This is a genomic window from Micromonospora siamensis (genome assembly GCF_900090305.1).
GTDB classification, from domain to species: domain Bacteria; phylum Actinomycetota; class Actinomycetes; order Mycobacteriales; family Micromonosporaceae; genus Micromonospora; species Micromonospora siamensis.
Window position 1 is genome coordinate 5,948,686 of sequence record NZ_LT607751.1, and the last position, 20,886, is coordinate 5,969,571.

Sequence of the window (20,886 nt, forward strand, 5' to 3'; positions counted from 1 at the left end):
GCCGCTACCGTCGGGTAGTGCCTGCGCGCATCGACGGTGACCGCACTCCCAGCGGCGGCACCCGCCCGCGCCCGCTGCACAACCTGCTGCGGCTGCGCCCCTACCTGCGCCCGTACGCCGGGCAGTTCTGCTGGCTGCTGGCCGCCGCCCTGGCGGCCACGGCGGCCAGCCTGACCGTTCCGCTGCTCACCCAGCGGGTGGTGGACGGGCCGATCGCCCGGCACGACACCGGCGGTGTGCTCCGCCTCGGCGCGCTGGCCCTGCTGCTCGGGCTCACCGAGGCCGTGCTGATCTTCATCCGGCGGTGGACCCAGTCGTCCTCGTCGGTCGGCATGGAGGCGGCGATCCGCGCCGACGTCTACGCCCACCTGCAACGGTTGCCGGCCGGCTTCCACGACCGGTGGCAGTCCGGCCAGCTGCTGTCCCGGATCACCAGCGACCTGTCGGTGATCCGCCGGTTCCTCTCCTTCGGCCTGCTCTTCCTGGTGCTCAACGTGGCCACCTACCTGGCGGTGGTGGTGCTGCTGATCCGGCTGCACCCGGGGCTGGGGCTGCTGGTCGCCGCGAGCGCCGTCCCGCTGTTCCTGATCAGCCGCCGGTTCGCCCGGCACTACCACGCCGCGTCCCGCCGGATGCAGGACCAGCAGGGTGACGTCGCCACCCTGGTCGAGGAGACCGCCCAGGGGCTGCGCACCATGAAGGCGTACGGGCGGGGGCCGCAGCTGGCCGAACGGTTCGCCGGCAGCGCCCGCACGTTGCACGACACCGGGGTCGCCAAGGCCCGGCTGCTGGCCCGCACGTCGGCGCTGTTCGACCTGGTGCCCAACCTGACCCTCGGGGCCGTGCTGGTGCTCGGCGCCGCCGCCGTCGCCGACGGCCGGCTCACCGTCGGCCAGCTGGTGGCCTTCGTCAGCCTCCAGCTCATGCTGATCTGGCCGGTCCAGTCGCTCGGCTGGATCATCGCCAACGGGCAGGAGGCCGCCACCGCCGCCGACCGGATCCACGAGGTGCTCGACACCGCCCCGTCGATCGTGGACGCCCCGCACGCCGTCGAGCTGTCCCGCGCCGCGGTGCGCGGCCGGCTCGTCTTCGAGCAGGTCGCCTTCCGCTACCCGGGCACCACCGCCCCGGTGCTGCGCCAGGTCGACCTGACCGTCGAACCGGGCGAGACGCTCGCCCTGGTCGGCGCCACCGGCAGCGGCAAGAGCACCCTGCTGTCGCTGGTACCCCGGCTGCACGAGGTCACCGGCGGGCGGATCACCGTCGACGGGCACGACGTGCGGGACCTGCGGCTCGGCTCGCTGCGCCGGCTGGTCGGCGTGGCGTTCGAGGAGCCCACTCTCTTCTCCATGTCGGTCTGGGAGAACCTCACCCTCGGCCGGCCCGACGCCGGCGAGGACGAGGTCCGGGCGGCGCTGGCGCTGGCCCAGGCGGACTTCGCGTACGAGCTGCCGTGGGGGTTGGCCACCCGGGTCGGTGAGCAGGGGCTGTCGCTCTCCGGCGGCCAGCGGCAACGGCTGGCGCTGGCCCGCGCGGTGCTCGGCCGGCCGGCGCTGCTGGTCCTCGACGACCCGCTCTCCGCGCTGGACGTGCAGACCGAGGCGCTGGTCGAGGGGGCGTTGCGCCGGGTGCTGGCGGACACCACCGCGCTGCTGGTGGTGCACCGCCCCTCCACGGTGGCGCTGGCCGACCGGGTGGCGCTGCTCGACGGGGGCCGGATCGTCGCCACCGGCACCCACTCCGAGCTGCTGGCACAGGTCCCGGCGTACCGCGCGGTGCTCTCCGCCGGCCCCGGCGGGACCGGGCCTGCGGTGCCGTCGCCCCGCAAGCCGAACGGCGCCGGGCTGGTGCGGTCGTGACCGCCGACCACGCCGGGGCGGCGGCCGGGGACGCGGCCGAGCTGGCCCGGTGGCGGGGCCGGGCCACCGACCCGGACGCCGACCGCAGCCGCGCCGAGGACGCCTCGCCGGAGGCGGTGGCCCGGCTGCGCGCGCGCAGCCGGGTGCTGCTGCGCGACCTGCTCCGCCCGCACCGCCGCCGGCTGGGTGGCGCCGTCGCGCTGCTGCTGGCCCAGAACGCCGCCGCGATGGCCGGGCCCTACCTCGTCATGCTCGGCATCGACCGGGGCATCGCGCCGCTGCGGGCCGGCGACCCGCGACCGCTGGTCGCGCTGGCCGTCGCGTTCGGCCTGGCCGCCGGAGTCGAGTACGCGGCCCGGCGCGGCTTCCTCACCCTCTCCGCCCGGATCGGCCAGGCCGTCCTGCTGGAGCTGCGCCGCCGGGTGTACGACCACTTCCTGCGGCTGTCCGTCGGCTTCCACGAGCGGTACACCTCCGGCCGGATGGTCTCCCGGCTGACCAGCGACCTCGACTCGATCGCCGAACTGGTCGACGGCGGCATCGACCGGCTGGTCGTCTCCGCGCTGTCGGTGCTCACCGTGGCCGGCATCCTGCTCTGGCTGGACCCGCCGCTGGCCGCGGCGACCCTGCTCGCCTTCCCGTTCCTGCTGCTGCTGTCCCGCTGGTTCGCCCGCTCGTCGGCGGCGGCCTACCGGCGCACCCGGGAGGCGGTGGCGCTGGTCATCGTCCACTTCGTCGAGTCGCTGCGCGGGATCCGCGCGGTCCAGGCGTACCGGCGGGAGCGGCGCAACCAGCGGATCTTCGACGCGGTCAACGACGACTACCGGGAGGCGAGCCTGCGGGCGTTCCGGCTGATCGCGATCTTCTCGCCGGGGATCCGGGCGATCGGCAACGTCACCGTGGCGGTGGTGCTCGGCTACGGCGGCGCCCGGGTGCTCGGCGGCGGGATGGCGGTCGGGGTGCTCGCCGCGTTCCTGCTCTACCTGCGCCGCTTCTTCGAGCCGATGGAGGAGCTGAGCCAGTTCTACAACTCGTTGCAGTCGGCGACGGCCGCGCTGGAGAAGCTCGCCGGGGTGCTCGACGAGCCGCCCGGGGTGCCCGAACCGGCGCGGCCGGTGCCGCTGCCCGCCGGCCCGGGCCGCGGCGCACTGCGCTTCGACGGGGTCGGCTTCGGCTACCGGGCCGACGCGCCGGTGTTGTCGGGGCTGGACCTGACGGTCCCGGCGGGGCAGACGGTGGCGCTGATCGGGCCGACCGGCGCCGGCAAGTCCACCATCGCCAAGCTGGTCGCCCGGTTCCACGACCCGGTCACCGGCACCGTCGGCCTCGACGGGGTCGACCTGCGCGACCTGGCCGACGCCGAGCTGCGCCGGGCCGTGGTCCTGGTGACCCAGGAGAACCACCTGTTCAGCGGCTCGGTGTCGGAGAACATCCGGTTCGGCCGGCCGGACGCCGACGACGCCGAGGTCGAGGCCGCCGCCCGGGCGATCGGCGCGCACGACTTCATCGCCGCCCTCCCCGACGGGTACGCCACCGAGGTGCACCGGCGCGGCGGTCGGCTCTCCGCCGGGCAGCGGCAGCTCGTCGCGTTCGCCCGGGCGTTCCTGGCCGACCCGCGCGTGCTGATCCTCGACGAGGCCACCTCGTCGCTGGACGTGCCGAGCGAGCGGCTGGTGCAGCGGGCGCTGGCCACCGTACTGCGGGACCGGACGGCGCTGGTGATCGCGCACCGCCTCTCCACCGTCGAGATCGCCGACCGGGTGCTGGTCGTCGACGGCGGCAGGATCGTCGAGGACGGCCCGCCCGAACGGCTCACCGCGGCCGGCGGCCGGTACGCGGCCCTGCACCGGCAGTGGCGCGAGTCGCTGCTCTGAACCGGAACTGCGTGGCCCGGGTCGGGTCCGCTGCCTACCATCGAGCGATGACCGACACGGCGAGGACGGCCCGCGCCGGCGTCCCCGAACGTCCGACCCTGGACGGCATCGAGGACACCTGGGCGCGGCACTGGCAGCAGGAGGGCACGTACACGTTCGACCGCAGCAAGGAGCGGCGGGACGTGTACGCGATCGACACGCCGCCGCCGACCGTATCGGGCGAGCTGCACATGGGGCACGTCTTCTCGTACACGCACACCGACACGGTGGCCCGGTTCCAGCGGATGCGCGGCCGGGCGGTCTTCTACCCGATGGGCTGGGACGACAACGGCCTGCCCACCGAACGCCGGGTGCAGAACGTCTACGGGGTGCGCCCCGATCCGGCCCTGCCGTACGACCCGGGCTGGACGCCGCCCGGCCAGCCGGTGAGCGAGGACGCCCGGAAGAACCCGACCGCCATTTCCCGGCGCAACTTCATCGAGTTGTGCGAGCTGCTGACGGCCGAGGACGAGCAGGTGTTCGAGGCGCTGTGGCGGCGGCTCGGACTGTCGGTGGACTGGTCGCTGACGTACACCACCATCGGGCGGGCGGCCCGGACGGCCAGCCAGCGGGCGTTCCTGCGGAACCTCACCCGGGGCGAGGCGTACCAGGCGGAGGCGCCCACGCTCTGGGACGTCGGCTTCGCCACCGCCGTGGCGCAGGCGGAGCTGGAGGACCGGGAGCGGCCCGGCGCGTACCACCGGCTGCGGTTCCACGGCGCCGGCGGGCGGGAGGTGCTGATCGACACCACCCGTCCCGAGCTGCTGCCGGCCTGTGTGGCGCTGGTCTGCCACCCGGACGACGAGCGGTACGCCGACCTGGTGGGCTCGGCTGTGCGTACCCCCGTCTTCGACGTCGAGGTGCCGGTGCGCGCGCACCCGCTGGCGGACCCGGCCAAGGGCACCGGCATCGCGATGGTCTGCACGTTCGGCGACCTGACCGACGTGACCTGGTGGCGCGACCTGGAGCTGGAGACCCGGGTGGTGATCGGCCGGGACGGCCGGCTGCTGCCGGAGCCACCGGCCGGTGTGCCGGCCGGGGCCTACGCGGCGCTGGCCGGGCAGACCGTCAACGCCGCCCGGCGGGCCCTGGTGGAGCTGCTGACCGAGGCCGGTGACCTGGTGGGCGAGCCCCGCCCGATCACCCATCCGGTGAAGTTCTACGAGCGGGGCGACCGGCCGCTGGAGATCGTCTCGACGCGGCAGTGGTATCTGCGCAACGGCGGCCGGGACGCCGACCTGCGCGAGGAACTGCTGGCCCGGGGCCGGGAGCTGCGCTGGGTGCCGGAGCACATGCGGCACCGCTACGAGCACTGGGTGGGCGGGCTGACCGGTGACTGGCTGGTCAGCCGGCAGCGCTTCTTCGGCGTGCCGGTGCCGGTGTGGTACCGGCTCGACGACGCTGGCGAGCCGGACTTCACCCACCCTCTCACACCGGACGAGGCGGCACTGCCGATCGACCCGTCCAGCGAGCCGCCGCCCGGGTTCGACGAGGCGCAGCGCGGCCGGCCCGGCGGTTTCGTCGGCGACCCGGACGTGCTGGACACCTGGGCCACCTCGTCGCTGACCCCGCAGATCGTCGGCGGCTGGGAGACCGACCCGGACCTGTTCGCCCGGGTCTTCCCGATGGACCTGCGCCCGCAGGGGCAGGAGATCATCCGGACCTGGCTCTTCTCGTCGGTGGTCCGCGCCCACCAGGAGCACGGCGTGCTGCCCTGGCGGGACACGGTCCTCTCCGGCTGGATCCTCGACCCGGACCGCAAGAAGATGTCCAAGTCCAAGGGGAACGTGGTCACCCCGATGGCCCTGCTGGAGCAGCACGGCTCGGACGCGGTCCGCTACTGGGCGGCCAACGGCCGGCCCGGCACCGACCTGGCCTTCGACCCGGCGCAGATCAAGGTGGGCCGGCGGCTCGCCACCAAGCTGCTCAACGCCTCCCGGTTCGCCCTCGGGCTGGGCGCCGCCGACGCCCTGCGCGCCCCGGCCACGGAACCGCTGGACACCGCCATGCTCACCGAACTGTCCGGCGTGGTCGCCGCGGCCACCACCGCCTTCGACGGGTACGACCACACCGCGGCGCTGATGGCCACGGAGGCGTTCTTCTGGCGGTTCTGCGACGACTACATCGAACTGGTGAAGGAACGCGCCTACGGCACCGGGCCGGGCGCCGACTCGGCCCGGGCGGCGCTGGCCACCGCCCTGTCGGTGCAGTTGCGGCTCTTCGCGCCGGTGCTGCCGTTCGTCACCGAGGAGGTCTGGTCGTGGTGGCGGTACGGCTCGGTGCATCGGGCCACCTGGCCCACCACCTACGAGGTCGGCCGGGCCGTCCAGGCGCCCGGTGACCCGGAGCTGCTGCGCCTGGCGTCGGACGCGCTGGGGCAGATCCGCCGGGCCAAGTCGGAGCGGAAACTGTCGATGAAGGTGGACGTGCCGCTGGCCGAGGCGCTCGGCCCGGCCGCCCTGCTCGACCGGCTCACCCTGATCGCCGACGACGTCCGCGCCGCCGGCCGGGTGGCCAAGCTGGACCTGCTCCCGGACCGCACCCCCGAGCTGGTGATCGCCTGCGCGTTCTGACCCGTCGAGATTCGCCTATCTTCGGGGAAATTGCTGCCTCCCGGCGACAGGAGGCAGCACTTTCCCCGAAGTTCCCGCCACGTCAGCTCGTCTCGCCCGCCACGGAGAAGGAGCGGAGGCGGTCGATCGCCAGGACGGTGAAGCCGACGCTGACCAGGGCGGTCAGCACGGCGGCGACCGGGACGGAGACGCTGCCCGACAGCAGGTCGGTCGGGGCGATCCGGTCGGCGAGGGTGATCACCCACTGCTGGACCGACAGCACCTTCGTACCGTCGATGAAGTTGCCCAGCAGGCCCTCCCAGATCAGCACGTACGCCAGGCCGAGCAGCACCGGCCGCCGGGTGAGCAGGCAGAGCGCCAGGAACAGCGCCGAGTAGGCCAGGGCGCCGAGCGTCGCCGCGACGGCCAGCCCCAGCCCGAGCCGTACCGAGTCGGCGAGCACCCCGGCGACGAGCAGCGGGACGCCCACCGTGGCCGCGGTGACGCCGGTGGCCACCGCCAGCTTCGGCAGCACGATCTGCCAGCGGGGCAGCGGCTTGGTCAGGATGTGCACCACCGTGCCGTCGTCGATCTCGGCGCCGAGCACGCCGGTGCCGACGACCAGCGCCACCACCGGCAGCACCACGGCCAGGCCGAGGCCGACCAGCACCGGCGGCCCCCAGTCGGCGGGCGCCACCCGCAGCGCCCGGCAGAGCACGGCGAGCCCGACCAGCAGCAGCGGCAGCGGCAGGAGCAGCAGGAAGCGGCGGCGGCCGAAGAGCCCGCGCGCGGTGATCCAGGAGACGGTCGACATGATCCTCAGGCCTCCACCAGGTAGGAGAAGACGCTCTCCAACGACTCGTCCTCGGGCAGCAGCTGGCGCACCCGGATTCCCTCCCGCAGCGCGATCTTCGGCAGCCTCCGGGTGAAGGCGCCGTAGTCCCCGGCCTTGACGGTCAGGCCGGTACGGCCCAGCTCCACGCCGGTGACCGAGGGTTCGGCCATCAGCGCCACGGCCAGCGCCCGATCGTCGGTGGAGTGCACGGCGAACACGTGCGGCCGGTTGGTCATCAGCCGGCGGATGGTCCGGAAGTCGCCGGAGGCGGCGAGCCGCCCGGCCACCATCACCTGCACGGTGCCGGAGACCTGCTCGACCTCCTCCAGGATGTGCGAGCTGAACAGGATCGTCCGGCCGGCGTCGCCGAGGGAGTGCAGCAGACCCATCATGTGCAGCCGCTGGCGCGGGTCCATCCCGTTGAACGGCTCGTCGAGCAGCAGCACCTGCGGGTCGTGCACCAGTGCCGCGGCGACCCGGGTGCGCTGCCGCATCCCCTTGGAGTACGTGCCGATCCGCCGGTCCTGCGCGTCGGCCATCTCCACCAGGGCGATCGCCCGCCGGGCGGCCGCAGCCGGGTCGGCCAGCCGGTGCAGCTTCGCGCTGGCCAGCACGAACTCGTACGCGGTGAGGAAGCCGTGCACCGCCTCCCGCTCGCTGACCAGGCCGAGTCGCCGGTAGACGGCAGGGTTGCGCCAGGTCGGCTCGCCGCCGAGGGTGACCGTGCCCCGGGACGGGGCGAGGAAGCCGGCCATCATGTGCAGCAGCGTGGTCTTGCCGGCGCCGTTCGGGCCGAGCAGGCCGGTCACCCCGGAGCCGAGCCGCATGGTGACGTCGTTGACCGCCACCACGTTGCCGTACCAGCGGGAGACGCCGGCCAGGTCGACGGTGGCGGCGGGGGTGCTCGGAGCCGCCGGCTCCGCGCTGATCGTGGTCATCGGGCAGCCACCTTCCGGTAACGCAGCAGCAGCAGGGTGACGCAGCCGGCGACGAGCAGCGCGGCGGCGACCGCGTAGAGCGGGCCCCACCGGCCGATCTGCATACCGTCGCCCGCCTCCGGCGCGAGCCAGTCCCGCAGGGCCCACACCCCGACGCCGTTGACGAGCGTGGACGGTGAGGCGAGGAAGGCCAGCTCGTTGACCGTCCGGGAGGGCAGGACCGACAGCACGCCGACGATCGGGGTGGTCATCAGGAAGACCGCCACGATGCCACCGGCGGCGAACGCCCGCTTGCCGGTCAGCGAGGCGACCAGCAGCCCGATCGAGGCGAAGACCACCGCCCACAGGCCGGCGTAGAGCAGCCCGGGCAGCAGGTCCAGCAGCTCGTCCCAGACCCCGCGCATGCCGTTGCCGGTGCTGAACGCCGCGCCGAGGAACATCAGCAGCTGCGGGCCGCCCAGCAGCAGCCAGAGCGCGGTGACCAGGGCCGTCAGCTTGGCCAGCGCGTAGTCGCCGCGGGGCAGCGGCCGGGAGAAGTACAGCGGCAGCACCCCGCTGCGCAGGTCGCGGGAGACCAGCTCCGGCGCGGCCACCGCGACGAAGAAGATGACCAGCCAGGCCATCGCGTCGGCGAACTGGGCGTACGTCATGACGACCTGGCCGAACTGGGCGCGTACCGCGGTCGCTCCGGCGGCCACGACGGTGAGCACGGCGACGATCAGCCAGGGGAAGATCTTCGCCTTGGCGCTGCGCCCCAGCCCGAACGCGGTGCGTACGCCGTGCAGGTAGAGCGCGCCGAACACGTGCCCGCGCCCCAGTCGGGGGCCGGTGTAGCGCTGGTAGCCGATGTCGTGGATGACTCCGGTCGGCTCAGACATGGCTGGGCTCCCTCGCGGCGAAGAGTTCGGCCACCCGGTGCCGGCGCTGGTCCAGCCGGTGCAGCGGCAGGTCCAGCTCGGCCACCGCGCCGAGGATCAGGTCGTAGGTGCCCTCGTCGGCGAGCGGGACGAGCAGCGTCCGGCCGTCCCGGGTCACCGGCAGGTCGAGCGCGGCCAGCCGACCGGCGAGCTCGTCCGTACCCTCACTGACCTCGACGGCGAGCAGATCGGTGCTGGTGGTCATCGCGGCGATCCGGTCGGCGCGCAGCAGCCGGCCACCGTCGATGGCAACCAGCGTGTCGCAGATCCGTTCCACCTCGCCGAGCAGGTGCGAGCAGACCACCACCGAGATGCCGAACTCGGTGCCGATCCGGTGGATCAGCGCGAGCATGGCGTCCCGACCGGCCGGGTCGAGGCCGTTGGTGGGCTCGTCGAGCAGCAGCAGGTCCGGGTCGTGCACCAGCGCCTGGGCCAGCTTGACCCGCTGCTTCATGCCGGTGGAGTAGCCGCCGACCGCCCGGTGCCGCTCCTCGTGCAGACCGACGTGCCGCAGCGCCTCGGAGGCCCGCTCGCGGGCCACCATGCGGGGCAGGCCGCTGATCCGGCCGAGGTGGGTGACCAGCTCGGCGGCGGAGAGATCGGGCGGGAGGGCGTCGTGCTCCGGCATGTAGCCGACCCGGGCGCGTACCGCCGCCGGATCGGTGGTCGGGTCCAGGCCCAGCACGCCCACCCGGCCGCTGGTCGGGGCGAGCAGGCCGAGCAGGATCTTGATCAGGGTGGACTTGCCGGCGCCGTTCGCGCCGACCAGACCGACGATGCCGGGTTCGACGGCGACCGTCAGGTCGTTCAGGGCGGTGACCCGGCCCGCGTACGTCTTGGTCAGCGACTCGGTCGCTATCAGCGTCACGACGGTCAGCGTATGGACCGGACGCCAGCGCGGGTATCAGGAATCGCCCGGGGCGGGCCCTGAGATGTCTCAGGGCGGTCGACCGGGCCGGTAAGGGTTCCGTAAGACCGGCGGGCCGGCCACCGGCTCCGGTTGCCGGCCAGAATGACCGGCATGCTCACCCGCCTGCCGCGCACCGCTGTGCTCTGGACCGCCGTCGTCGTGTTCGCCGCCGGGGCGACGGTCGGGCTGTGGTGGTTCCAGCCCTGGAAGGCGGTGACCGACACCCGGGTCAGCGAGCAGCTGTCCGAGGTGGCGGAGACCGCGTCGCCGGCCGCCACCGCCAGCGCGGCGCCGGCCACCTCGGTACGGACCGCCGGGCCGGCGCTGGTCAGCCGGGGTGAGTTCGTCACCCAGGAGCACGACACCTCGGGCACCGCCCGGGTGGTCCGGGCCGCCGACGGCAGCCACCGGCTGGAACTGGTCGGCCTGGCCACCCTCAACGGCCCCGACCTGCGGGTCTGGCTGAGCGACCAGCCGGTGCGGGCCGGCCGGTCAGGCTGGGACGTCTTCGACGACGGTCGCTGGGTCGAGCTGGGCCGGCTCAAGGGCAACCGCGGCGACCAGGCGTACGACATCCCGGCCGGCACCGACCTCGCCCGGCTGACCAGCGTCTCGATCTGGTGCAAGCGGTTCGCCGTCTCGTTCGGCGCCGCACCGCTGACGTCCGTGAGTTGACCTGCCGGCCGATCGGTCGTCCACCCGCCGGTGAACCCCGGGTGGAGTGGCGGTCTCGACCGATCGGCGGCCGGCTGCGAAACTGTGTGCCGGCCAGGGAGTGGGGGGGTTCGATGAGCAACGGATGGGTGCTGCCCGACGACGTGCTTCGGGGCGCGCAGGCGTACACGCCGCGGCCGGCGGAGCTGGCCGATCTGGAGCTGCTGCTGTCCGGGGCGTACGCGCCGCTCACCGGCTTCATGACCCGCGCCGACCTGACCTCGCTGGCCCGCCGGGGCCGGCTGGCCGACGGCACCCCGTGGCCGGTGCCGGTGACCCTGCACGTGCCCGCGGCGCTCGCCGAGGGGCTGGACCCGCACGACCCGCAGCGGCGGGGGCTGCTGCTCACCGACGGCGAGGGCGCGCCGGTGGCCGGGCTGGAGGTGACCGACCTCTGGCCGGCCCGGGACGGGCTGGTCGGGGTCGGCGGCGGCGTACGCCGGATCGGCGACGGCGGGCACGGGCCGTTCCAGCGGCTGCGCCGCAACGCCGACGAGGTGCGGGCGCTGCTGCCGCCCGGCCGGGTCCTCGGGGTGATCGCCGACCGGCCGCTGCACCGGCCGCAGCTCGCCCAGATCGCACACGCCGCCCGGACTCTCGGCGCGCACCTGCTGGTGATGATCCCGGTGGGTGACGGGGTGGCTGGCGCGCTGCCCTCGGAGGCGCTGGTCCGCAGCGTCTTCGCCGCCCGGGACCGGATGCCCCCGGCCACCATCGTGGCGGTGCCGCTGTCCCGCCGGGTCGACGAGATCAGCGACGCGCTGCTGCGCGCCCGGGTCTCCGCCGCGTACGGGGTGACCCATCTGCTCACCACCGGCGAGATGCTCTCCGGCGCCGGGCTGCGGGTGCTGGTGCCCCGGGAGCTGGCCTACGACAACCGGGACGGCCAGTGGCGGTGGCGGGAGGACATCCCGCCGCGCAACCGGCGGCTGGCGCTCAGCCAGGCCGAGATCGACGACCTGCTGGACCGGGGCTTCCCGCTGCCCGAGTGGCACACGCCGCCGGCGGTGGCCAAGGAGCTGGCCCGGGCGCGGCCGGCCCGGCGACACCGGGGCCTGGTGATCTTCCTGACCGGGCTCTCCGGCTCCGGCAAGTCGACCATCGCCCGCGGGCTGGCCGACGTGCTGCGGGAGCAGGGCGACCGGACGATCACCCTGCTCGACGGGGACGTGGTGCGCCGGGAGCTCTCCGCCGGGCTGGGCTTCAGCAAGGCCGACCGGGACGCCAACGTGCGGCGGATCGGCTGGGTGGCCGCCGAGATCGCGAAGCACCGCGGGGTCGGCATCTGCTGCCCGATCGCCCCGTACGCGCAGGCCCGGGCGACCGCCCGGGAGATGGCGCTGACCACCGGGGCGGGGTTCCTGCTGGTGCACGTGGCGACCCCGCTGGAGGTGTGCGAGCAGCGCGACCGCAAGGGCCTGTACGCGCGCGCCCGCGCCGGCCTGCTCACCGGGATGACCGGCATCGACGACCCGTACGAGACGCCGGTCGACGCGGACGTCGTGGTGGACACCACCGACCTGACCGTCGACGGGGCGGTCCGCACGGTGATGGAGCACCTGACCGAGCACGGCTGGGTGGAGCCGCGCCTCCAGTCCACCTGACGGCCGCCTTCGCAGGTCGACCTTCCGTCGCGCCCGGCTGCGCGCTAGTGTTCGTTCTTGTTGGAACACGTTCGACCGCGTGGGAGTGGGCGCGGGAAGCCGGAGGTGCGGAGGATGCTCGCGCGGCAGCGGCAGGCGGCCATCCTGGACCGGGTCCGGAGCACCGGCGGCGTCCGGGTGACCGACCTGGCCACCGAGTTCGGCGTCTCCGACATGACCATCCGGCGCGACCTGGAGACCCTGCACGAGCGCGGGCTGCTCGCCAAGGTGCACGGCGGCGCCACAGCCGCCGGCCCCGGCTCCACCGACGAGCCGGGTTTCGCCGCGAAGTCCGTCCGGCAGCTGGCCGAGAAGGCCGCCATCGCCACCCGGGCCGCCGAGCTGGTCCGCCCCGGCGCCGCGATCGCCCTCTCCGCCGGCACCACCACCGCCGAGCTGGCCCGCCGGCTGGTCGACGTGCCCGGGCTGACCGTGGTGACCAACTCGCTACCGGTGGCCGAGGTCTTCCACACCGCCGGCGGGCCGGACCAGACCGTGGTGCTCACCGGCGGTGTGCGTACGCCGTCGAACGCCCTGGTCGGGCCGCTCGCCGTGGCCGCGGTCCGGTCCCTGCACCTGGACCTGCTCTTCCTCGGCGTGCACGGGATCACCGAACGGGCCGGCTACACCACCCCGAACCTGATGGAGGCGGAGACCGACCGGGCGCTGGTCGCCGCCGCCGACCGGCTGGTGGTGATCGCCGACCACACCAAGTGGGGCACCGTCGGCATCTCCTCCATCGTCGAGCTGGCCGCGGCGGACGTACTGGTCACCGACGACCGGTTGGCACCCGAGGCCCGCCGGGTACTCGACGAACACGTGGGCGAGCTGGTGATCGTGCCGGGCACCGAGGGGGCGCAGTGAAGCGTACGCAGATCGAACTGGCCGACGGCCGCGACCTGATCTACTTCGACGAGCGGGACGACGCGGTCCGCGACCAGCCGGACCGCCGCGAGCTGCCTCCGCCGCCGCCCGCCTCCCAGCTGCGGTACGACCCGCTGACCGACGAGTGGGTGGCGGTCGCCGTGCACCGGCAGACCCGCACCTTCCTCCCCCCGGCCGACCAGTGCCCGCTCTGCCCGTCCCGCGGCGACCGGCACAGCGAGATCCCGGCCCCCGACTACGACGTGGCGGTCTTCGAGAACCGCTTCCCCTCGCTCAGCCAGCGGGTGGCCGAGGAGCCGGCCGAGATCACCCCGTTCACACCGGTACGCCCCGGTCGCGGGCGGTGCGAGGTGGTCTGCTTCACCGACGACCACAACACCTCCTTCGCCAGCCTCTCCCCGGAACGGGTCCGCCTGGTGATGGAGGCGCTCGCCGACCGGACCACCGCGCTGTCCGCGCTGCCCGGCGTCGAGCAGGTCTTCCCGTTCGAGAACCGGGGCGTGGAGATCGGGGTGACCCTGCACCACCCGCACGGGCAGATCTACGCGTACCCCTTCGTCACGCCGCGCACCCGGTCGCTGCTCGCCGCCGCCCGCCGGCACGCCGAGCGCACCGACGGTCGCAACCTCTACGCCGACGTGCTCGCCGCCGAGCGGGCCGCCGGCGACCGGGTGGTCGCCGCCAACGAGCACTGGACGGCGTACGTCCCGGCGGCCGCCCGCTGGCCGTTCGAGGTGCACGTGGCCCCGCACCGGCCGGTGCCGGACATCCCGGCCCTGGACGACGCCGAGCGGGCCGCCTTCGGGCCGCTCTACCTGGACGTGCTGCGCCGCTTCGACGGCCTGTTCGAGATGCCGATGCCCTACATCGCCGCCTGGCACCAGGCCCCGGTACGCGTCGACCGCGAACTGGGCCACCTGCACCTTCAGCTGTTCAGCATCCGGCGGGCCAAGGACAAGCTGAAGTACCTGGCCGGGTCGGAGTCGGGGATGGGCGTCTTCATCAACGACATCGCCCCGGAGCGGGCCGCCGAACTCCTGCGTGCCGTGTGAGGAATGGGCGCGGCGTTTCGCTGCGCCCGGGCCGGGTAGCGGTTTCGAGGATGTCTGCGCAGAACCCGACGCTCCGGCAGCACCGGAAGCTCATGCTGTTCATTCGCCGATACCCGCTGGCCCACTTGGCCATCGGCCTGCTCGGCAACCTTCTCTTCCTCACCGGCAGCACGCTGTTTGTGCTGGGCCTCTCGCATCCGGCGGGATATCTCTTCCTGGCCGGCAGCTTCGCCATGCTTCTCGGCGCGCTCGGCGAGGTGGTGAAGGCCATCGGGCGGCGAGCCATCCGGCGACACGACGCCGCCCTGCCGAACAGCGAGCGGACGGGCCCGCGAGCGCGGAACCACGAGCTGACGCCGCCGTAGCCGACGAGCGCCGAACCGGAACGGACAGGGCGCGGGGGGCCCGGGACAGGGCCCCCCGCAGGGAAGGGACGGCTGGCTGTGCAGGACAGCCGGGAAGGCCGGCTGGTCGGCACTCGCGTCGCGAGGCGACGGGTCAACCTTCCAGGACGCGACTGGCACCACGTCCACCCCGTACAACGACGGCGCCGCGGTGGAGTGACGAACGGCCGTCCGCCGCGCGGATGCGGCGGGGCGGCAGAGCAGCGGCGGCCGAAGTCGACCGCGGATCGAGCGTGATACCTCTGAGTCATATCCATGCCCGAGAGGAATCATGCTCGTCGAGCTTCTGCCCCCCGGGCACGACGGAGCCCGCCGGCAGCGGGGCCGGCGGGCTCGGTCGGTGACGCGGGCGAGGATCAGGCGTTGATCCGGCGCGCCAGGTTCTCGTCGAGCGCGTTCATGAACTCGTCGGTGGTCAGCCACGGGGCGTCCCGCGAGATGAGCAGCGCGAGGTCCTTGGTCATCTGCCCGCCCTCGACGGTGTCGACGATGACCTTCTCCAGGGTGTTGGCGAACTCGGTGACCGCCGGGGTGCCGTCCAGCTTGCCCCGGTGGGCCAGGCCCCGGGTCCAGGCGTAGATCGACGCGATCGGGTTGGTCGAGGTCTTCTCGCCCTTCTGGTACTGCCGGTAGTGCCGGGTGACGGTGCCGTGGGCGGCCTCCGCCTCGACGGTACGGCCGTCCGGGGAGAGCAGCACGGAGGTCATCAGGCCCAGCGAGCCGAAGCCCTGCGCGACGGTGTCGGACTGCACGTCACCGTCGTAGTTCTTGCAGGCCCAGACGTAGCCGCCCTCCCACTTGAGCGCGGCGGCGACCATGTCGTCGATCAGCCGGTGCTCGTAGGTGATGCCGGCGGCGTCGAACTCGGCCTTGAACTCGCTCTCGAAGACCTCGGCGAACAGGTCCTTGAACCGGCCGTCGTACGCCTTGAGGATGGTGTTCTTGGTCGACAGGTAGACCGGGTACTTGCGGTCCAGGCCGTACCGGAACGAGGCGCGGGCGAAGTCCCGGATCGACTCGTCGTAGTTGTACATGCCCATGGCGATGCCGCCGCCGGGGAAGTTGGCGACCTCCATCTCCATCGGGGCGCCACCGTCGGTCGGGGTGTAGGTGATGGTCACCTTGCCCGGGCCGGGGACCACGAAGTCGGTGGCCTTGTACTGGTCGCCGTGGGCGTGCCGGCCGATGACGATCGGCTTGGTCCAGCCGGGCACCAGGCGGGGCACGTTGGACATGATGATCGGCTCGCGGAACACGACGCCGCCGAGGATGTTGCGGATGGTGCCGTTCGGCGACCGCCACATCTTCTTCAGGCCGAACTCCTCGACCCGGGCCTCGTCGGGGGTGATGGTCGCGCACTTGACGCCGACGCCGTGCTCCTTGATGGCGTTGGCGGCGTCGACGGTGACCTGGTCGTCGGTCGCGTCGCGGTTCTCGATCGACAGGTCGTAGTAGTGCAGGTCGACGTCGAGGTACGGCAGGATCAGCTGCTCGCGGATCTGCTTCCAGATGATCCGGGTCATCTCGTCGCCGTCGATCTCAACGACCGGGTTGTTTACCTTGATCTTCGCCATCGACCGGCGCTCCTCTCGGGGGACACGTGCTCAAGCAGTACGAGCGTACTGCAAACGGGCCGGCACCCCCCAGCCGGCCTCGGTGGGTGGGAAAAACCGGGCGGTCGGCGCGGGAGATCACTGGCATCATCGGCCGATGCCACTGAGCCGCACCTTCGGGTCTATCACGGTCACCGCCCTCACCGACGCGGAGGGCCCGTTCTTCCAGCCCTGCGCGGAGGCGTTCCGGGACGCCACCGAGGCGCAGTGGCGGGAGGCGGACCGGCGGGACCCGGCCGCGGTCACCGCCGACGGCGAATGGTGGCTGCCGTTCCGCGCCTTCGCGCCGCGTACCGGGGACGGGCCGGCCACCCTGGTCGACGTGGGCCCGCCGGCCAGCTCCGGGTGCTCGACGGCGACACCGACCTCACCCCCGGGGTACGCGCCCTGAGCACCCCCGGCCACCAGTGCGTACTGGTGGACGGCCGCGACGAGCGCCTGCCCCTCACCGGCGACCTCCTCGTCCACACCCTCGACCCCGTTGATCATGAAGTTGGCGGCGGTGGAAGAGATCGACTTCGCCGCTAACTTCATGATCAACGCGGGCAAGGTCCGGGGTGGGTGGGGTCGGGAAAGCCGGAAGGGCGGGCCGGCGGGAGCCGGCCCGCCCTTCCGGCGGTGGTTCTCAGGTCACATGCTGGCCACGTCGGCCTGCTTGGCGCGGACGGCCTCGGCGGCCTCCTTCAGGGCGGCCAGCTCGTCGGCGTCCAGGTCGGTCTCGACGACCTTCTTGACGCCCTCGGCGCCGATCTGGGCCTCGACGCCCAGGTAGACGCCGGAGATGCCGTACTCGCCGTCGACCCAGGCGCAGACCGGCATGGTGTCGCCGGAGTCCTCCGCGACGGCCTTCGCCATCCGGGCGGCGGCGGCGGACGGGGCGTAGTACGCCGAGCCGGTCTTGAGCAGCGCGACGACCTCGGCGCCACCGTTGCGGGTCTTGACGACCAGCTCCTCGATCTGCTCGGCCGGCATGGCCTCGCGCAGCGGCTTGCCGTTGACGGTGCTCTTCGACGGCACCGGCACCATGGTGTCGCCGTGCGAGCCGAGGGTCAGCGTCCGGACCGACTTCACCGGCACGTTCAGCGCCTCGGCGACGAAGTTGGTGAACCGGGCGGTGTCGAGCATGCCGGCCTGGCCGAGCACCCGGTTCTTGGGGAACTGGGTGGCGAGCTGGGCCAGCGCGGTCATCTCGTCGAGCGGGTTCGACACGACGATGACGACGGCGTTGGGGGCGTACTTGGCGACGTTCTCGGCGACCTGACGCACGATCTTGGCGTTGGTCTCCAGCAGGTCCATCCGGCTCATGCCCGGCTTGCGGGGCAGGCCGGCGGTGATGACGACGACGTCGGAGCCCTCGATGGCCTCGTAGCCCTCACCGTTCGGGCCGGTGGTGACGCCGACGACCTTGGTCTCGAAGCCCTCGACGGCACGGGACTGGTTGAGGTCCAGGGCCAGGCCGGCCGGCTTGCCCTCCACGATGTCGGTGATCACGACGGTGTCGAAGACGTCGTACTCGGCCAGGCGCTGTGCGGTGGTGGAGCCGTAGAAGCCGGCCCCGACGACAGTGACCTTCTTACCCATGGTCGTCCCACTCCCTGATACCAGTCGGTTTTCCGGACCGTATCAGTCATCGTGGCACCTAACCGGGCAGGGGCGGCGCCCATCGGCTGGATGGGGCGAACGTCACCGGTGGGCGGTTCGAACCGGCGCCCCGACCGTCAGCCGCGCTCGGCGCGCTCCACCACGTTGGTCAGCAGCATGGCGCGGGTCATCGGGCCGACGCCGCCCGGCATCGGGACCACCCGGCCGGCGACCTCGTTGACCTCCGGGTCGACGTCGCCGGTGTAGCGGCCCTTGCCGTCGGCGCCGATCACCCGGGTGATGCCGACGTCCACCACGGTCGCCCCGGGGGTGACCATGTCGGCGGTGAGCAGACCGGGCACGCCGGCGGCCACGATGACGATCTCCGCGGCGCGGGTGTGCGCGGCGAGGTCGAGGGTGCCGGTGTGGCAGAGGGTCACCGTGGCGTTCTCGCTGCGCCGGGTGAGCAGCAGGCCGAGCGGCCGGCCGACGGTGTTGCCCCGGCCGACCACGGCGACCCGGGCGCCACGCAGCGGCACCTCGTACCGGCGCAGCAGCTCGACGATGCCGCGCGGCGTGCAGGGCAGCGGTGCGTCGTAGCCGAGGACGAGCCGGCCGAGGTTGACCGGGTGCAGGCCGTCGGCGTCCTTGGCCGGGTCGATCATCTCCAGGGCCCGCTGGGTGTCCAGGTGCCCGGGCAGCGGCAGCTGGACGATGTAGCCGTGGCAGGCCGGGTCGGCGTTGAGCTCGGCGAGCACGTCGTCGACCTGCTGCTGGGTGGCGTCGGGCGGCAGCTCCCGGCGGATCGAGGCGATGCCCACCTCGGCGCAGTCCCGGTGCTTGCCGTTGACGTACGCCTGGGAGCCGGGGTCGGCCCCGACCAGGACGGTGCCGAGCCCGGGGGTGATCCCGCGCTCCGCCAGTGCCTTCACCCGCGTCCGCAGCTCGTCCTTGATCTCGGCCGCGGTCGCCTTGCCGTCCAGGATGATCGCCGTCACGAAGCGATCGTCTCACGTCCGGCCGCCGCCGGTCCGAACGGAACGCTCGATCACTTTGCGTGACGTGTTCTTCGTCACCGAGAGTGACGTTTTGTGGAACAGGCCACAGCTCGACCGGGACGCGACACCACGAAGCCGGACATTTCCGCTTCCGGGTCGGGCGGTACGCTGCCGGCGCGAAACCGGACGACCCTCCGGCGACTCGGGCGCCGGATCGGCCCTGAGCTGCCCCTGGGCGGCCAATTCGCTAGCAGACGACGAGGCGGCCGACAAGACCGGCGACCCCGGAACGTTATCCGTTCGCAACCCTCGCGTTGTCGAAGCCATCCCGGCGACTTACCGTTGCGGATCGTTGCGCAGCGTCACCCAGCGCCGGGCCTGACTGCGCAGCGTGAGGAGATGAGGAGACCCCCATGCGTGTTCGTAGGCTTGCCGCCTGGACCGCCCTCCCGCTCGCGGTGACCCTGGGCCTGGTGGCCTGCGGCTCGGGCGGCGACGGCGGTGGCCAGAGCGACCCCAACGGGGCCGTGCGGATCGAGATCGCCGAGCCCCAGCACCTGGTGCCGACCAACACCAACGAGACCAACGGCTCCCAGGTGCTCAGCGCCCTGTTCAGCCCGCTGGTCGACTACGACGAGGCCAACAAGCCCTACGAGGTCGCGGCCCAGTCGGTGGAGTCGTCGGACAACAAGGTCTGGACGATCAAGCTCAAGGACGGCTACACCTTCCACAACGGCGAGAAGGTCACCGCCGACAGCTACCTCGACGCCTGGAACTACGGCGCGTACGCCCCGAACGGGCAGAACTCCAGCTACTTCTTCGAGAAGATCGCCGGGTACGACGACCTCCAGGGCGAGTCGCCCGCGGCGAAGACGCTGTCCGGGCTGAAGAAGGTCGACGACCTCACCTTCACCGTGACGCTCTCCCAGCCGTACTCCGAGTTCAAGACCATGCTCGGCTACACGGCCTTCTATCCGCTGCCCAAGGCGGCCTTCTCCGCCCCCGGCGTGCTGAAGGAGGGCTACGAGCAGGCCCCGATCGGGCAGGGCCCGTTCAAGATGAAGGGCACCTGGCAGCACGACGCCAAGGTCGACGTGGAGCGCTACGACGCCTTCCCGGGCGAGAAGCCCAAGGTGGCCGGCGTCGAGTTCCGGATCTACCAGCAGCCCACCGCCGCGTACGCGGACGTGCTCTCGGACAACCTCGACGTGATCAAGACGATCCCGACCGAGAACCTGTCGACCGCCGCCGACGACCTCGGTGACCGGTTCCAGCAGAGCCCCGCCTCGTCGCTCCAGGTGCTCTCCTTCCCGACCTTCCAGAAGGAGTTCAGCAAGCCCGAGGTGCGCAAGGCGATCTCGATGGCGATCGACCGGGACGAGATCAGCAAGTCGATCTTCAAGGGCTCGCAGAAGTCGGCCCGCTCGTTCGTCTCCCCGGTCGTCGCCGGCTACCGGGAGAACACCATCGGCGACGCCGGCACCTTCGACCCGGCCAAGGCCAAGGCGATGTACGAGGCCGCGGGCGGCCCGAAGAAGATCGAGCTCTCCTACAACGGCGACGGTGGCCACAAGGACTGGATCGACGCGACCTGCAACCAGCTCAAGGCCAACCTGGGCGTGGACTGCGTCGGCACCGCCGAGCCGAAGTTCGCCGACCTGCTGACCAAGCTCAAGCAGAAGCAGCCGGTGGGCCTGTTCCGGATGGGCTGGGTCATGGACTACCCGTCCATGGAGAACTACCTGGGCCCGCTGTACAGCACCAACGGGTCGTCGAACTACTACGGCTACAGCAACCCGCAGTTCGACAAGCTGCTCACCCAGGGCGCCCAGGCGCCGACCGAGGAAGAGGCGATCAAGAAGTACCAGGCGGCCGAGGACCTGCTGGCCAAGGACCTGCCGGTGATCCCGCTGCGGTACGGCCAGAACAACTTCGGCCACTCGACCAAGGTCAAGAACGTCGAGATGGACCTCTTCGACCGGATCAACCTGCTGAAGATCGAGGCCGTGAAGTAACACCGTCGTGAGGTAACACCGCCGTACGGCACCAGCACACGGAGCGGGTCGGGTCAC

At 72.6% G+C, this 20,886-nt stretch carries 17 protein-coding genes; 10 read left to right on the top strand and 7 right to left on the bottom strand.

Annotated features, from left to right (window positions below; translation table 11 throughout):
• Positions 1-17 precede the first annotated feature (17 nt).
• From GA0074704_RS27210 to valS, 3 genes are read left to right on the top strand one after another with little or no spacing between them, the layout of a single operon-like run.
• A complete protein-coding gene (locus GA0074704_RS27210; protein ID WP_088973109.1) occupies positions 18-1,859 on the top strand; it encodes an ABC transporter ATP-binding protein in 1,842 nt (613 codons plus the stop codon).
• The gene (locus GA0074704_RS27215) at positions 1,856-3,733 is read left to right on the top strand and encodes an ABC transporter ATP-binding protein (RefSeq protein WP_088973110.1); all 1,878 of its coding nucleotides are present in this window, start codon (positions 1,856-1,858) and stop codon (positions 3,731-3,733) included. Before GA0074704_RS27210 ends, GA0074704_RS27215 begins: the two co-directional genes overlap by 4 nt.
• 47 nt (positions 3,734-3,780) lie before the next feature.
• Entirely contained in the window at positions 3,781-6,345 is a 2,565-nt protein-coding gene (valS, locus tag GA0074704_RS27220) for a valine--tRNA ligase (protein ID WP_088973111.1), read from the top strand.
• Between the two features lie 82 nt (positions 6,346-6,427).
• On the opposite strand, the gene GA0074704_RS27225 is transcribed toward valS, so the two are convergent.
• The 4 genes from GA0074704_RS27225 to GA0074704_RS27240 are packed head-to-tail and all read right to left on the bottom strand — an operon-like array spanning position 6,428 to position 9,882.
• Positions 6,428-7,138, bottom strand: a complete 711-nt coding sequence (locus tag GA0074704_RS27225; protein WP_088973112.1) for an ABC transporter permease — start codon at positions 7,136-7,138, stop codon at positions 6,428-6,430.
• A 5-nt stretch (positions 7,139-7,143) separates the two neighbouring features.
• Positions 7,144-8,097: an ABC transporter ATP-binding protein gene (locus GA0074704_RS27230; RefSeq protein ID WP_088973113.1), complete on the bottom strand. Its 954-nt coding sequence runs from the start codon at positions 8,095-8,097 to the stop codon at positions 7,144-7,146.
• Complete coding sequence (locus tag GA0074704_RS27235) at positions 8,094-8,975, bottom strand: ABC transporter permease (protein ID WP_088973114.1); 882 nt, start codon at positions 8,973-8,975, stop codon at positions 8,094-8,096. The genes GA0074704_RS27230 and GA0074704_RS27235 overlap by 4 nt, the downstream gene beginning before the upstream one ends.
• Positions 8,968-9,882 (bottom strand): ABC transporter ATP-binding protein, encoded by a 915-nt coding sequence (locus GA0074704_RS27240; protein ID WP_088973115.1) that lies wholly within the window; start codon positions 9,880-9,882, stop codon positions 8,968-8,970. The genes GA0074704_RS27235 and GA0074704_RS27240 overlap by 8 nt, the downstream gene beginning before the upstream one ends.
• Positions 9,883-10,035: 153 nt before the next feature.
• Here GA0074704_RS27240 and GA0074704_RS27245 point away from each other — a divergent pair, with 153 nt between their 5' ends.
• From GA0074704_RS27245 to GA0074704_RS27265, 5 genes are all read left to right on the top strand, one after another.
• On the top strand, positions 10,036-10,599 hold the full coding sequence (locus tag GA0074704_RS27245) for a DM13 domain-containing protein (RefSeq protein WP_088974023.1): 564 nt from the start codon (positions 10,036-10,038) through the stop codon (positions 10,597-10,599).
• Positions 10,600-10,712: 113 nt separating this feature from the next.
• A complete protein-coding gene (cysC, locus tag GA0074704_RS27250) occupies positions 10,713-12,242 on the top strand; it encodes an adenylyl-sulfate kinase (RefSeq protein WP_088973116.1) in 1,530 nt (509 codons plus the stop codon).
• Between the two features lie 114 nt (positions 12,243-12,356).
• Positions 12,357-13,145 carry a DeoR/GlpR family DNA-binding transcription regulator gene (locus GA0074704_RS27255; RefSeq protein ID WP_088973117.1) on the top strand — a complete coding sequence of 263 codons (789 nt, stop codon included), beginning with the start codon at positions 12,357-12,359 and terminating at the stop codon, positions 13,143-13,145.
• The gene (gene galT / locus GA0074704_RS27260) at positions 13,142-14,218 is read left to right on the top strand and encodes a galactose-1-phosphate uridylyltransferase (RefSeq protein ID WP_088973118.1); all 1,077 of its coding nucleotides are present in this window, start codon (positions 13,142-13,144) and stop codon (positions 14,216-14,218) included. The genes GA0074704_RS27255 and galT overlap by 4 nt, the downstream gene beginning before the upstream one ends.
• A gap of 50 nt (positions 14,219-14,268) precedes the next feature.
• Positions 14,269-14,583: a YrhK family protein gene (locus GA0074704_RS27265; protein WP_088973119.1), complete on the top strand. Its 315-nt coding sequence runs from the start codon at positions 14,269-14,271 to the stop codon at positions 14,581-14,583.
• Positions 14,584-14,978: 395 nt separating this feature from the next.
• On the opposite strand, the gene GA0074704_RS27270 is transcribed toward GA0074704_RS27265, so the two are convergent.
• Positions 14,979-16,196 carry an NADP-dependent isocitrate dehydrogenase gene (locus GA0074704_RS27270; RefSeq protein WP_088973120.1) on the bottom strand — a complete coding sequence of 406 codons (1,218 nt, stop codon included), beginning with the start codon at positions 16,194-16,196 and terminating at the stop codon, positions 14,979-14,981.
• Positions 16,197-16,332: 136 nt separating this feature from the next.
• Here GA0074704_RS27270 and GA0074704_RS27275 point away from each other — a divergent pair, with 136 nt between their 5' ends.
• Complete coding sequence (locus tag GA0074704_RS27275; protein ID WP_197697576.1) at positions 16,333-16,626, top strand: hypothetical protein; 294 nt, start codon at positions 16,333-16,335, stop codon at positions 16,624-16,626.
• 239 nt (positions 16,627-16,865) lie between these two features.
• Here GA0074704_RS27275 and GA0074704_RS27280 read toward each other — a convergent pair whose 3' ends face one another.
• Together GA0074704_RS27280 and GA0074704_RS27285 are read right to left on the bottom strand one after the other, a co-directional pair.
• On the bottom strand, positions 16,866-17,816 hold the full coding sequence (locus GA0074704_RS27280; protein ID WP_088973121.1) for a malate dehydrogenase: 951 nt from the start codon (positions 17,814-17,816) through the stop codon (positions 16,866-16,868).
• 137 nt (positions 17,817-17,953) lie between these two features.
• Positions 17,954-18,814 (bottom strand): bifunctional methylenetetrahydrofolate dehydrogenase/methenyltetrahydrofolate cyclohydrolase, encoded by an 861-nt coding sequence (locus tag GA0074704_RS27285; RefSeq protein ID WP_088973122.1) that lies wholly within the window; start codon positions 18,812-18,814, stop codon positions 17,954-17,956.
• A gap of 413 nt (positions 18,815-19,227) precedes the next feature.
• Between GA0074704_RS27285 and GA0074704_RS27290 the strand changes: the two genes are divergently transcribed.
• Positions 19,228-20,829 carry a peptide ABC transporter substrate-binding protein gene (locus tag GA0074704_RS27290; protein WP_088973123.1) on the top strand — a complete coding sequence of 534 codons (1,602 nt, stop codon included), beginning with the start codon at positions 19,228-19,230 and terminating at the stop codon, positions 20,827-20,829.
• Positions 20,830-20,886: the final 57 nt, after the last annotated feature.